The sequence below is a fragment of the Pseudomonas yangonensis genome (assembly GCF_009932725.1).
Lineage (GTDB): Bacteria > Pseudomonadota > Gammaproteobacteria > Pseudomonadales > Pseudomonadaceae > Aquipseudomonas > Aquipseudomonas yangonensis.
Window position 1 is genome coordinate 89,318 of sequence record NZ_BLJU01000018.1, and the last position, 13,781, is coordinate 103,098.

Consider the following 13,781-nt stretch of genomic DNA (forward strand, 5'->3'; position numbering starts at 1 on the left):
GAAAGCGCCGCTTCCGTTGAGGTCGCGGCGCTTTTTTCTTTCGGAGCCAGGTGCCCCTGGGTCGAACGTTGGTGCGCGTGGCGCACACTACAAGATCAGCCGGAGTAGTCCAGCGCCGTCCAGACCCGGCTCAGGCCCTGGGCCAGCACGCAGCCAGGCTTGCCCAATTGCTCATTGAAGGCTGTCGGCAGCAGCGTGGTTTCGCCCTCTGCTGCACCATGGCGCTCGGTGAGCCACTGCAGCTTGCCGCAATTGGGCGTCTCGATCACATAGCTGGCAGCGATATTGGAGTGGTGGCCAGGCAGATGGATTATGTCGAGCACCACGCCTGCTTCTTCGACGCGCTGGCCATTGGAGACCAGCACAGCCCAGGCCTGCTCCCCCTCGATCACCAAGTAGGCGCCGTTGGCCTGTGGTCGTTCGATCTGTGGCTGCGCACAGCCACTCAGCAGAGCCAATAGCACAATCGTCATCAGCATCTGTTGCATTGCCAATACCCCCTTGCAAGGCGCCCACATCTGCATGGCGGGCGGGTTGTTGTCGCCTGAATGAGGCCACTATCACCCAATACTGTTTATTTGTACAGTATTTTTCGATTACCCTATTCCGCAGGTAAATGACCGAGCACATAGGAGCGCCATCATGCTGGACGTACTGCAGCTGAAACACCGAGTGAACCGCATGCCGCTGGAGCGCGTTCGCGAGATGGTCGATGAGCTACTGCTCGAAGGCATTGTCACCGAGAGCCGTACTCCCTTTAACCGTCAGCACTTCAATACGTGCTTCGCCGAGATAGAGGCGCTGTTACAGCGCGCCGGTTATCACCGGCAGCTGGATGTGGTCGGCTATCAGGGATTGGCGTACGCATTGTTCGACCCGGCTCGCTGGGAAGCCGTCGAAGTGCTGCGTTGGTTGCGCGACTACGTCGAAGAGGCCCATGCACAGCCGGTCTCCTGAGCGACACGTACCAAATCGCGCGGCGATGCAGATGCATGCACGGCGTCTTTGGCTCAATAGCAAGTCGTCATATTGCTCTTGCGCAGGGCAGCCAAGGTTCCCTGCGATGTCATCACATAGCCGCAAACCATTGATTTCACATCCATCTGTGACTCACAGACCCCGTATCAGAGGTCTACGTCTCTCGCACCGCCGTGCGGAGTTGCTCTACCAGCGCCCGGCTGCCTGAACCGGTGGTAACAGCTCTGGCGCAGGCACTGGAGCGGGGAACCTCTGGAGCGTTTGACGGACGAAGCTGTGCCTTCAACCGACGAGCAGAGAACACCGTGCTGGACCTGACGACCTGGAACCTTTCGATCCCCACCGAAACCACGCCCACCACCATCAGTACCGAGCGCCTGAGCAACGGCTACGAAAGTCGTTATTTCCGGCGCAATGGCGACGGCAGCGTGACCTTCTGGGTACCGGTAACCGGCTCAACTACCGCTGACGCGCGCTATCCGCGCAGCGAGCTGCGCGAAACCCAGCGCGACGGCAGCCTGAGCAACTGGCAGCACGCCAGTTCGGACAGCTACCTCAGTGCCGTTCTGCAGGTCGAGCAGGTACCCAGCCGCAACAAGGTGGTGATCGGCCAGATCCACAGCACCGACGTGCCAGGCAGCCAAAACGACCCACTGCTCAAGGTGCAGTATCACTACCGCCGTGGCGTGGGGCGCGTGGAACTGTTGCTACGCGCGAGACCGGGCGATCGCAAGGTGCAGAACATTTTGCTGGCCGACAACGTGCAACTCGGCGAACGCTTCGGCTACGACCTGCGCGTGACGCCCAGCGGTCGCCTCGGTGTCAGCGTGGTCAGCAGCGATGGCGATGAGGGCGCGGTCTACCGCCAGCTCAGCAGTCGCTGGAACACCCAGTACCTTTATTTCAAGGCCGGCGCCTACGTCCAGGACAATTCCGGACCGGACAACGAAGGCGGGCGGGTCACCTTCCATCACCTCAACAGCGCGCACCGCTAAGGCAAGCGGCGGCATACAATCGCGGCTTTTCTCGACGACGATTCGACCATGGCACGCCTGACCCTCGATTTTCCTGAAGACCAGTATTGCTACAGCACCCACCTCACTGTGCGCGTCACTGACATCAATGGCGCCAATCACCTGGGTAACGACTCGATGATCTCGATGATCTCCGAAGCCAGGGCGCGCTTCCTCTACGAGTTCGGTATTCGCGAGACCGACGACAACGGTACCGGCATCATCGTCACCGACCTGGCTACCACCTACCGCACCGAGGCGCATGCTCGCGACCAGCTGCTGTTCGAGGTCGGCGTCATGGACTTCAACAAGTATGGCGGCGACATCACATTCCGTATCACCCGCCCTGCCGACGGCGCGCTGGTGGCCATGGCCAAGTCCGGCTTCGTATTCTTCGATTATCGCCAGTCGAAGGTGGTGCCCATGCCGGACGCCTTCAACGCCAAGTTCCCCAAGGTCAATCGGCTCGATTGATTGCGCTGGCGCCCGCCAGCAAAGGCGATGTTGTCTGGTCGTTGCGGCAGAAATGCGTAGAGTTTTCTGCCGGTTGCGTGACACATCGCCATTCCTCTGCTACGCCTAGCTCATAACAGAAAAGGGGGAACGAGGATGACCGACACCTACCGCCGCGCCCGTCAGGCCGGACTGCTGAGCAATCTGCTGGCAATCGCCCTGCTGACCCTGCCGCTACCGACCCACGCCACCAACGGTGCCCTTCCTTTCAGCATCACCTCACAGGCCGCGCTCAGCACCTACCGAAGTTGAACGAGGCGCCCGCCCCGTTCAGGTGCAACTGCAACGCAAACGCCTCGTTTTGCGGCAGCCCGTTACGCACTCGAGGCCCGTGTCGCCCTACTTTCAAGGCTTTGATCGATTGGCCCGGCACTTGCTTAGCCCCTGATACCAGGTAGCCAACGGCGGCCACCTCCCTCACGACAAAGACGTCGCCTCACCCGGCCTTCATGGCCTGCGGTGAAGCGGCGTTTTTTTTCGTGTTCGCCCCAGCGTCCGGGGCTGGCGCAGGCGTCGCAACCCGAGCCTGCACTGCAATCGTTCGACCCTGCTTCGGCTTCGCCGCCGTGTCCACGACCACGGTTCGCTGCGCCATGCCGGGCTCCTTCTCGCTGATGAGGTGATCGATGAATACAAGTTTCTGGAAAGCCGGCCACGCCCCCACCCTGTTCGCTGCGTTTCTCTACTTCGACCTGAGTTTCATGGTCTGGTACCTGCTCGGCCCGCTGGCGGTACAGATCGCCACCGACCTCGAGCTCAACGCCCAGCAACGCGGCCTGATGGTGGCCACGCCGATTCTTGCCGGTGCGGTGCTACGTCTGCTGATGGGCTTTCTCTGTGACCGCCTGTCGCCGAAAACCGCCGGGCTGCTAGGCCAGACGGTGGTGATCGTCGCGCTGTTCTGCGCCTGGCAGATCGGCATCGGCAGCTACGAGCAGGCGCTGCTGCTCGGCCTGTTCCTCGGTTTCGCCGGCGCCTCCTTCGCAGTCGCCCTGCCGCTGGCCTCCCAGTGGTACCCACCGCAGCACCAGGGCAAGGCCATGGGCATCGCCGGCGCCGGCAACTCCGGCACCGTGCTGGCGGCGCTGTTCGCACCCGGTCTGGCGGCGCTGTCCGGCTGGCAGAACGTGTTCGGCTGGGCGCTGATCCCGCTGCTGGCGACCCTGGTGATCTTCGCCCTGGTGGCCAGGAACGCGCCGGAACGGCCCAAACCCAAGGCTTTCGGCGACTACCTCAAGGCCCTCGGCGACCGCGACAGCTGGTGGTTCATGTTCTTCTACAGCGTCACCTTCGGCGGCTTCATCGGCCTGGCCAGCGCCCTGCCCGGCTACTTTAGCGACCAATACGGGCTGAACCCGGTCACCGCCGGCTATTACACCGCCGCCTGCGTCTTCGCCGGCAGCCTGCTGCGTCCGCTCGGTGGCGCGCTGGCCGATCGCATCGGCGGCATCCGCTCGCTGCTGATGATGTACACCATCGCCTCGCTGTGCATCGCCGCGGTGGGCTTCAACCTGCCCAGTTCGACCGCCGCCCTGGCCCTGTTCGTCGCCGCCATGCTTGGCCTGGGCGCCGGCAACGGCGCGGTGTTCCAGCTAGTGCCGCAGCGCTTTCGCAAGGAGATCGGCGTGATGACCGGGCTGATCGGCATGGCCGGCGGTGTCGGCGGTTTCTTTCTCGCCGCCGGCCTCGGCACCATCAAGCAGCATACCGGCGACTACCAGTTGGGCCTCTGGCTGTTCGCCAGTCTCGGCGTACTGGCCTGGTTCGGCCTGCACGGCGTCAAGCAGCGCTGGCGCACCACCTGGGGTAGCGCCGCGGTGACCGCCGCGCGGGTGTAACGAATGCCCCTGCAACTGAGCATCGGTGAAAACAGCGCCACCGGCCCGCGCAGCGAGAATCAGGATGCCCTGCGTGTGGTCACCCCGTCGCCGGCTCTGGCCGCCAGCAAGGGCTACCTGCTGGGCCTGGCCGATGGCGTCAGCCAGTGCGTCGATGGCGGTCTGGCGGCGCGCGCCACCCTCCAGGCGCTGGCCCTGGATTACTACTCCACGCCGGAAACCTGGCCGGTGCAGCACAGCCTGGACCGTCTGCTCATCGCGCATAACCGCTGGCTGCAGGCCAACGGCGGTGGCCAGCCGCTGCTCACCACCCTCACCGCCCTGGTGCTGCGCGGTCGCCGCTATACCCTGGCGCATATCGGCGACAGCCGCGCCTACCTGTGGCGCGACGGCCAACTCATGCGTCTGACCGAGGACCATGTCTGGGAACAGCCGGGCATGCAGCACGTGCTCAAGCGCGCCATGGGCCTGGACCAGCATCTGGTGGTGGACTACCGCGATGGCGAGCTGCAGGCCGGCGACCGCTTCCTGCTGGTCAGCGACGGGGTCTGGGCCTGCCTCAGCGACAAGCGCATCGGCGAGTTGCTACAGGGCGATGACGCCGAGGCGACCTGCCAGACCCTGGTAGACGAAGCGCACCACGCCGGCAGCCAGGACAACGCCAGCGCCCTGCTGGTGCACGTCGAGCGGCTCCCGGAAGCCGCACTGGCCGATACCCTGGCCCAGCTCGAGCACTGGCCGCTGCCGCCGCGTCTGCGCGACGGCCAGGAGTTCGAGGGTTGGCGAGTCGAAGGCCTGCTCGGAGAATCGCGCCAGTCGCTGATCTACCGGGTGCGCGACGCGCATCATCAGCCCTGGCTGCTCAAGACCCTGCCGGCCAGCCGCGCAGGCGAAGAACAGGCCGGCCCGGCACTGCTGCAGGAGGAATGGTTCCTGCGCCGCGTTGCCGGTCGCCATTTCCCCGAGCTGCACGCCCTGCCGCAGCGCCAGCACCTGTATTACGTGCAGCGAGAATACGCCGGTCAGACCCTGGCCGCGCGCCTGCAGCAGGCCGGCCCGCTGAGCCTGGCCGACTGGCAGGACCTGGCGCCGCGGCTGATCAAGGCCCTCGGTCTGCTGCACCGACGCAATATCATCCACCGCGACATCAAGCCGGAGAACCTCTTGCTCGGCGACGACGGCGAGCTGCGCGCGCTGGACTTCGGCCTGGCCTACTGCCCGGGCCTGACCCGCGACGAGGCCCACAGCCTGCCCGGCACGCCCAGCTATATTGCCCCGGAAGCCTTCACCGGCAGCCCGCCCAGCGCCCAGCAGGATCTCTACGCCGCCGGCGTGACCCTCTATCACCTGCTCACCGGCCACTATCCCTACGGCGAGGTCGAGGCTTTCCAGCACCCACGCTTCGGCCAGCCGACCCCGGTCAGCCGCTATCGCCCGGATCTGCCTGCCTGGCTCGAGGAAGTATTGAACCGCGCGGTAGCCGCCACCCCGGCGCAGCGCTTCGAAACCGCCGAGGAATGGCTGCTGGCCCTGGAAAGTGGCGAGCGCCAGTCGCTGAACAACCGTCCGCGACCGCTGCTGGAACGTGAGCCGCTGCTGGTCTGGCGCACGGTGGCGCTGGTGTCGCTGCTGCTTAACCTGCTGCTGGCGTTCCTGCTGCTCAAATAGCCCAACTCGCACCAAAGCAGCGCAAAACGCCTCGCAAAGGTGCACAAACCCAGTCGTCATACACCGCCAAGTTGCTGAAAAGCCGGGCAAACCGGGTTTCGAGAAGTTGGCACAGGCGCTGCATTAGCACTGCCACAAATTAAATAAAGCGCGACCTTCAACGAGGAAGGCCGCACTTCCCGATAGAACGGGACCTGGACAAAGGCGTCCTCGCTAGGTGACTAGCGGGACGCCTTTTTTGTTTATGGCCTGCCATCCCTGGCAGCCACTCTACGAGCCGTCGCGGAGCGACGTTAAACATTGCTCCCGACAATTTTTTCCGTGATCAATGACTCAGGAGATGGCCGGCATGCAAAAACTCAAGCTGGTGATGATCGGCAACGGCATGGCGGGTGTACGTACCCTCGAAGAGCTGCTCAAGCTCGCCCCCGGTCTCTACGACATCACCGTGTTCGGCGCCGAGCCGCACCCCAACTACAACCGCATCCTGCTCTCCCCGGTACTGGCCGGCGAGCAGACCTTCGAGGAGATCGTGCTCAACGATCTCAACTGGTACGCGGAGAACGACATCAAGCTGCTGCTCGGGCGCAAGGTGGTCAAGATCGACCGCAAGCAGCGCCTGGTGATTGCCGACGATGGCAGCGAGGCCGAGTACGACCGCCTGCTGATCGCCACCGGCTCCAACCCCTTCATCCTGCCAATTCCGGGCAAGGACCTGCAGGGCGTGATCGGCTACCGCGACATCGCCGACACCCAGACCATGATGGACACCGCCAAGACCCATAAGCATGCGGTGGTCATCGGCGGCGGCCTGCTCGGCCTGGAAGCAGCCAACGGCCTCAAGCTGCGCGGCATGGACGTCACCGTGGTGCATATCGGCGACTGGCTGCTGGAGCGTCAGCTGGACCGCACCGCCGGCGAGCTGCTGCAGAAGTCCCTGGAAGACCGTGGCCTGAAGTTCCTCCTGCCCAAGCACACCGCCGAGCTGCTGGACAATGGCGAAGGTCGCGTCTGCGCGGTGAAGTTCAAGGACGGTGAAGTGATTCCCGCCGACCTGGTGGTGATGGCCGCCGGTATCCGTCCCAACACCGAACTGGCCGAGAGCGCCGGCATCGCCTGCAACCGCGGCATCCTGGTCAACGACACCATGCAGACCTTCGATCCGCGCGTTTACGCCATCGGCGAATGCGCCAGCCACCGCGGCATCGCCTACGGTCTGGTGGCGCCGCTGTTCGAGCAAGCCAAGGTCTGCGCCAATCACCTGGCCCAGCTCGGTTTCTCCCGCTACCAGGGCTCGGTGACCTCGACCAAGCTCAAGGTCACCGGTATCGATCTGTTCTCCGCCGGCGAGTTCATGGGCGGCGAGGGCACGGAAACGATAACGCTGTCCGACCCCATCGGCGGCGTGTACAAGAAGCTGGTGATCAAGGACGACGTGCTGGTCGGTGCCTGTCTGTATGGCGACACCGCCGACGGCGGCTGGTACTTCCGCCAGATCCGCGAGAGCCACAACGTCAGCGAGATCCGCGACCACCTGATGTTCGGCGAAGGCGCCATCGGCGATGTCGGCCACCAAGGCGCCGACAAGACCGCCAACATGCCCGACAGCATGGAAGTGTGCGGCTGCAACGGCGTATGCAAAGGCACCATCGTCAAGGCGATCCAGGAGAACGGGCTGTTCTCGGTCGACGAGGTCAAGAAGCACACCAAGGCGGCCAGCTCCTGCGGCTCCTGCGCCGGCTTGGTCGAGCAGATTCTGATCAGCACCGTCGGCGGCGCGGCGGACGTCAAACCCAAGAGCGAGAAGGCCATCTGCGGCTGTTCCGACCTCAACCACGGACAGATTCGCAAGGCGATTCGCGAGCAGCACCTGACGTCCATGGCACAGACCATGGCGTTTCTCAATTGGAGCACGCCCAACGGCTGCGCCACCTGCCGCCCGGCGCTGAACTACTACCTGATATCCACCTGGCCGGGCGAGGCCAAGGACGACCCGCAGTCGCGCCTGATCAACGAACGCGCCCACGCCAACATCCAGAAGGACGGCACCTACTCGGTGGTGCCGCGCATGTGGGGCGGCGTGACCAACCCATCCGAGCTGCGCCGAATCGCCGATGTGGCCGACAAGTACAACGTGCCCATGGTCAAGGTCACCGGCGGCCAGCGCATCGACCTGCTGGGTATCAAGAAGGACGATCTGCCGGCCGTGTGGAAGGACCTGGACATGCCCTCCGGCCACGCCTACGGCAAGTCCATCCGCACGGTGAAGACCTGTGTCGGCAGCGAGTTCTGCCGCTTCGGCACGCAGAATTCCACCCAGCTCGGTATCGACCTGGAGCACGACCTGTTCAACATGTGGTCGCCGCACAAGGTCAAGCTGGCGGTCTCCGGCTGCCCGCGCAACTGCGCCGAGGCCGGCATCAAGGACGTCGGCATCATCGGTGTGGACTCGGGCTTCGAGATGTACATCGGCGGCAACGGCGGGATCAAGACCGAGGTGGCCGAGTTCTTCGTCAAGGTGAAAACAGCCGAAGAAGTGCGCGAGTACAACGCCGCCTTCCTCCAGCTGTACCGCGAGGAGGCCTTCTACCTGGAGCGCACCGTGCACTACATGCAGCGTGTTGGCATGGAGCACATCAAGAAGGCGGTGCTGGAAGACGAAGCCAACCGCAAGTCCCTGGCCGCGCGCCTGCACTACGCCCTCTCGTTCGAGCAGGACCCATGGAAGGAACGCATCGAGACGCCGCAACTGAAGAAAGAGTTCGACACCATCAAGGTGGTGCAAATCGAGGAGGCCACCGTATGAACTGGCTGGATATCTGCGCCCTGGACGAGATCAACGTGCTCGGCTCGCGCATCGTCAGCGGACCCAAGGGCGATATCGCCATCTTCCGTACCACGGCCGACGAGGTCTTCGCGCTGGATGACCGCTGCCCGCACAAGGGCGGCCCGCTGTCCCAGGGCTTGATCTACGGCAAACGCGTGGCCTGCCCGCTGCACAACTGGCAGATCGAGCTGGAGTCCGGCGAGGCCGTGGCGCCGGATGTCGGTTGCGCTCACCGGCACGCGGCCAAGGTCGAAAACGGCCGGGTGCTGCTGGCATTCGCTCACAGCAGCTAGCACGCCTCGTGGGAGGCGCTTCAGCGGCGACTGTCGCGGCTGAAGCCCCTCCCGCCAGAACTTCCCCGCGCCTCAGGAGCTCCGAACATGGCCAGCCCCACCCAAATCACCGCCTCCACCTGCTGCTACTGCGGCGTGGGCTGCGGCGTGCTGATCGAGCACGACGGCGAGAAGATTCTCGGCGTCGCCGGCGACCCCAGTCACCCGGCCAACTTCGGCAAACTGTGCAGCAAGGGCTCGACTCTGCACCTGACCGGCGATCTCGACGCCCGCGCCCTCCATCCCGAGCTGCGTCTGGGCAAGGGCCTGGCCCGTTCGCGCACCGACTGGGACAGCGCCCTGGATCACGCCGCAGCGGTGTTCGCCGAAACCATCCGCGAGCACGGCCCCGACAGCGTCGCCTTCTATATCTCCGGCCAGTTGCTGACCGAGGACTACTACGCCTTCAACAAGCTGGCCAGAGCATTGGTGGGAACCAACAATATCGACAGCAATTCGCGCCTGTGCATGAGCTCGGCGGTGGTCGGCTACAAGCGCAGCCTCGGCGCCGATGCCCCGCCCTGCAGCTATGAGGACATCGAGCAGAGCGACTGCCTGCTGATCGCCGGCTCCAACATGGCCTACGCCCATCCGGTGCTGTTCCGCCGCCTGGAAGAAGCCAAGGCCAGGCGCCCGGAGATGCAGATCATCGTCGTCGACCCGCGGCGCACCGACACCTGCGAGCTGGCCGACCTGCACCTGGCGATCCTGCCCGGCACCGATGTGGCGCTGTTTCACGGCATCCTGCATATCCTGCTATGGGAGGGCTGGATCGACCGCGCCTATATCGACGCCCACACAGAAGGCTTCGATGCACTGAAGAAGCTGGTGCGCGACTACAGCCCGGCGGTCACCGCCGACCTTTGCGGCATCAGCCTGGACGATCTGCAGCGCTGCGCCGAGCTGATCGGCCGTGCGCCCTCCTTCCTCTCGCTGTGGTGCATGGGACTCAATCAGTCCTCCTCCGGCAGCGCCAAGAACAGCGCGCTGATCAACCTGCATCTGGCCACCGGGCAGATCGGCAAACCCGGCGCCGGCCCCTTCTCCCTGACCGGCCAGCCCAACGCCATGGGCGGCCGCGAGACTGGCAGCCTGAGCAACCTGCTGCCGGGCCACCGCGACGCCGGCAATGCCGAGCACCGCGCCGATGTCGCCGCCTACTGGGGCGTCGATGCCCTGCCGGAGACGCCCGGTCTGTCCGCCATCGAGCTGTTCGATGCGGTGCACGACGGACGCATCAAGGCATTGTGGATCGCCTGCACCAACCCGGCGCAATCGCTGCCGAACCAGAGCAAGGTGCACGAGGCCCTGGCCGCCTGCCCCTTCGTCGTGGTGCAGGAAGCCTTCTTCACCACCGAGACCTGCCGCTACGCCGACCTGTTGCTACCCGCCGCCAGCTGGGGCGAGAAGGAAGGCACGGTGACCAACTCCGAGCGCCGCGTCAGCCATGTACGCCGCGCCGTGCCGGCGCCCGTAGAGGCGCGGCCCGACTGGTCGATCACCTGCGACTTTGCCCGTCGCCTGGAAACTTTGCTCCGCCCCGGCCTGCCCAGCCTGTTTAACTTCACCAGCAGCGAGGCGCTGTTCGAGGAATACAAGCACCTGACCGCCGAGCGCGATCTCGACCTCTCGGGGTTGAGCTACGCGCTGCTCGATGCCCAAGGTCCCCAGCAATGGCCGTTCTCCCCCGGCGCACGCATCGGCACCGCGCGGCTCTATGCCGACGGTCGCTTCCCCACCGCCAGCGGGCGCGCGCAGTTCCATGCCGACCCGTACCGTGCGCCGAAGGAAAAGCGCGAGGCGCGCTATTCACTCACCCTCAACACCGGCCGCCTGCGCGATCAGTGGCACGGCATGAGCCGCACCGGCACCGCCGCGCGCCTGTTCGGCCATGTCGAGGCCGCCGTGCTCGGCCTGCACCCGGACGAGCTGCGTCGCCGCCGCCTGCAAGACGGCGACCTGATCAAACTGCGCAGCCGCCGCGGCAGTCTGATCCTGCCGGTGCAAAGCGACGAGTCGGTGCGCCCAGGCCAGGCCTGGCTGCCGATGCACTGGGGCGACCGCTTCCTCAAGGGCCTGGGCACCAACGTGCTGACCCAGCCGGCCTTCGACCCGCTGTCCAAGCAGCCGGAGCTCAAGCACGCCGGCGTCGAGGTGGACAAGGTCGAGCTGCCCTGGCAGCTGTTCGCCCTGGTCGAGGGTGAGGTGCAAAGCCGCTTCGAAGCCTTGCGTCCGCTGTTCGAGGAGTTCGCCTACGCCAACCTCACCCCCACCGGCCGCGAGCGCCCCGCCCTGCTGATCCGCGCCGCCAGCGCCGTGGCGCCGCAGCCCGAGCTGCTGACGCAGATCGACCGCCTGCTGCGCCTGAACCAGGGCCCGGTGCTGGCCTACGACGACCCGCGCCGCGCGGTGGGCAAACGCGTGCGCATCGAGGATGGCCGCATCGTCAGCCTCCGCCTGGCCGGCGAAACCGCTGCCAGCGAATGGCTCAGAAGCCTGTGGCTGGACGGCCAGGCCGACGCCGATCTGCGCCGCTGGCTGCTCGCCCCGGTCTCCGCGCCGCCAGGCAACGCCGTCGCCGCCATCCGCGGCAAGACCCTGTGCAACTGCCTGAACGTCAGTGAAAGCGCGGTGTGCGCCGGCATCGAGCGCGGCCTGGACCTGAACGGCCTCAAGCAGGAGCTCAAGTGCGGCACCAGCTGCGGGTCCTGTGTACCCGAAATCAAACGCCTGCTGGCTATCCGCCCGCTGGCAGTCAACGCTTAAAGGAATCGATATGAACGCAAAAGTCTGGCTGGTTGGCGCTGGCCCCGGTGACCCCGAGCTGCTGACGCTGAAGGCGGTCAAGGCGCTGAAGCAAGCCGAGATCGTGATGATCGACGACCTGGTCAACCCCGCCGTGCTCGAGCATTGTCCCGGCGCACGCATCGTCTCGGTGGGCAAGCGCGGCGGCTGCCGCTCCACCCCGCAGACGTTCATCCATCGCCTGATGCTGCGCTATGCGCGCCAGGGCAAGTGCGTGGTGCGCCTTAAAGGCGGCGATCCTTGCATCTTCGGCCGCGGCAGCGAGGAAGCCGACTGGCTCTATGCCCATGGCATCGAAGTGGAGTTGGTCAACGGCATCACTGCCGGTCTGGCCGGCGCCACCAATTGCGGTATTCCCCTCACCCTACGCGGCATCGCGCGTGGCGTGTCCCTGATCACTGCCCATACCCAGGACGACAGCTCGCTGAACTGGCACGCACTGGCGCAAAGCGGAACCACGCTGGTGATCTATATGGGCGTGGCCAAGCTGGCGGATATCCAGGCCGGCCTGCTTGCCGCCGGCATGAGCGGCGAGATGCCGGTGGCGATGATCGAGAACGCCTCGCTGCCTGAGCAACGCGAGTGCCGCAGCAGCCTGGCCACGATGCAGGATGATGCCGCAGCGTTTGCCCTGAAAAGCCCGGCCATCCTGGTGATCGGCGAAGTCGCCCGCGCCAGCAGCGAAGTCGGCCTGCCCCAGCTTCTGCACGCCTGAGCGATCCGGTTCTGCTTGCCTGCCCGCCGTCTCAGGCGGGCTTTTTTATCCCGGAATAGAAAAACCCGGCCGAGGCCGGGTTTTTCTTACAGCACCAGAAGCATTACTGCTGGATCTGGGCTTCTACTTCAGCTTCAACACGACGGTTGACAGCGCGGCCGGAATCAGTGGCGTTGTCAGCTACCGGGCGGGTTTCGCCATAGCCAACAGCATTGACGCGGCTACCGTCTACACCGTACTGGTTGACCAGCACGTTACGTACGGCATTGGCACGACGCTCGGACAGACCCTGGTTGTAAGCGTCGGAACCGACGGAGTCGGTGTGACCTTCAACGGTGGTAGTGGTCTGCGGGTACTGGTTCATGAAGTCAGCCAGGTTCTTGATGTCACCGTAGCTTTCTTCTTTCACGCGGTCTTTGTCGAAGTCGAACTTGACGTCCAGCTCGACACGAACGGTTTCCATAGCCGGCTCCGGAGCAGGCTCAGGCATCGGCTCGGGTGCAGCAGCTACGACCGGAGCCGGAGCAGGCTTGCTGCCGCCACCGAAGTTCAGACCAACACCCACGCCGGCTTGCCATTCGGTGTCGCCCTGGTCGATGTTGTACAGAGCGTCAACGCCGGCACGGGCGTAGAACATTTCGGTGAAGTAGTACTTGGCACCAGCGCCAGCGATGGCCAGAGTGGAGTGGTTACGACCACCGCCGTTGGCGTCGCCGATGCTCTGATGGCCGAAACCGGCAGAGACGTAAGGACGCAGACCAACGCCCGGCTGACCGAAGTGGTAAATGGCCTTCAGGTCGGTCAGGTTGCCTTTGATGTCCTTGCTGCCACGAGAGCCTTCGCCACGCAGGTCGTGGTACTCGCCATAGGACAGCGCCAGCTCGACGTCGTCGGTCAGGTAGTAGCCGATGCTGCCACCGAACAGGTTGCCTTCGTCGTGAGCGAAATCACGCTGAGAGTCGGTGAAGTAGCGATTGACGAAGCCCTCCACCTCGACAGCGCCTTGGCCTTGCGCCAGCGCGCCGAAGGAGGTTGCGGCAACGAGAGAGCCAATGACTACGCCCAAGGTGTTTTTTACTTTCATCCGTTAAA

General features: G+C 64.7%; 12 protein-coding genes. 10 read left to right on the forward strand and 2 right to left on the reverse strand.

Translation table 11 applies throughout. The annotated features are described in order from the left end of the window. Positions 1-95 precede the first annotated feature (95 nt). Positions 96-488: a hypothetical protein gene (locus tag GYB81_RS17765; RefSeq protein WP_161867067.1), complete on the reverse strand. Its 393-nt coding sequence runs from the start codon at positions 486-488 to the stop codon at positions 96-98. Positions 489-642: 154 nt separating this feature from the next. Between GYB81_RS17765 and GYB81_RS17770 the strand changes: the two genes are divergently transcribed. The 10 genes from GYB81_RS17770 to cobA all read left to right on the forward strand — a co-directional run bounded on the left by GYB81_RS17770 (position 643) and on the right by cobA (position 12,689). Next, positions 643-957: a transcriptional regulator gene (locus tag GYB81_RS17770; protein WP_161867066.1), complete on the forward strand. Its 315-nt coding sequence runs from the start codon at positions 643-645 to the stop codon at positions 955-957. 326 nt (positions 958-1,283) lie between these two features. Then, a complete protein-coding gene (locus GYB81_RS17775) occupies positions 1,284-1,973 on the forward strand; it encodes a polysaccharide lyase family 7 protein (protein WP_161867065.1) in 690 nt (229 codons plus the stop codon). 48 nt (positions 1,974-2,021) lie between these two features. Continuing rightward, on the forward strand, positions 2,022-2,465 hold the full coding sequence (locus GYB81_RS17780) for a thioesterase family protein (RefSeq protein ID WP_161867064.1): 444 nt from the start codon (positions 2,022-2,024) through the stop codon (positions 2,463-2,465). Between the two features lie 135 nt (positions 2,466-2,600). After that, positions 2,601-2,756 carry a hypothetical protein gene (locus GYB81_RS24495; protein ID WP_178101881.1) on the forward strand — a complete coding sequence of 52 codons (156 nt, stop codon included), beginning with the start codon at positions 2,601-2,603 and terminating at the stop codon, positions 2,754-2,756. 374 nt (positions 2,757-3,130) lie between these two features. Next, positions 3,131-4,342 (forward strand): nitrate/nitrite transporter, encoded by a 1,212-nt coding sequence (locus GYB81_RS17785; protein WP_161867063.1) that lies wholly within the window; start codon positions 3,131-3,133, stop codon positions 4,340-4,342. 3 nt (positions 4,343-4,345) lie between these two features. Then, the gene (locus GYB81_RS17790) at positions 4,346-6,010 is read left to right on the forward strand and encodes a bifunctional protein-serine/threonine kinase/phosphatase (protein ID WP_161867062.1); all 1,665 of its coding nucleotides are present in this window, start codon (positions 4,346-4,348) and stop codon (positions 6,008-6,010) included. A 349-nt stretch (positions 6,011-6,359) separates the two neighbouring features. Next, complete coding sequence (gene nirB, locus GYB81_RS17795) at positions 6,360-8,816, forward strand: nitrite reductase large subunit NirB (protein WP_161867061.1); 2,457 nt, start codon at positions 6,360-6,362, stop codon at positions 8,814-8,816. Beyond that, entirely contained in the window at positions 8,813-9,130 is a 318-nt protein-coding gene (gene nirD, locus GYB81_RS17800; RefSeq protein WP_161867060.1) for a nitrite reductase small subunit NirD, read from the forward strand. Before nirB ends, nirD begins: the two co-directional genes overlap by 4 nt. Before the next feature lie 87 nt (positions 9,131-9,217). Continuing rightward, entirely contained in the window at positions 9,218-11,935 is a 2,718-nt protein-coding gene (locus GYB81_RS17805; RefSeq protein ID WP_161867059.1) for a nitrate reductase, read from the forward strand. Positions 11,936-11,945: 10 nt separating this feature from the next. After that, complete coding sequence (gene cobA, locus GYB81_RS17810) at positions 11,946-12,689, forward strand: uroporphyrinogen-III C-methyltransferase (protein ID WP_161867058.1); 744 nt, start codon at positions 11,946-11,948, stop codon at positions 12,687-12,689. Between the two features lie 103 nt (positions 12,690-12,792). On the opposite strand, the gene GYB81_RS17815 is transcribed toward cobA, so the two are convergent. Then, positions 12,793-13,773, reverse strand: a complete 981-nt coding sequence (locus tag GYB81_RS17815; protein ID WP_161867057.1) for an OmpA family protein — start codon at positions 13,771-13,773, stop codon at positions 12,793-12,795. Positions 13,774-13,781 lie beyond the last annotated feature (8 nt).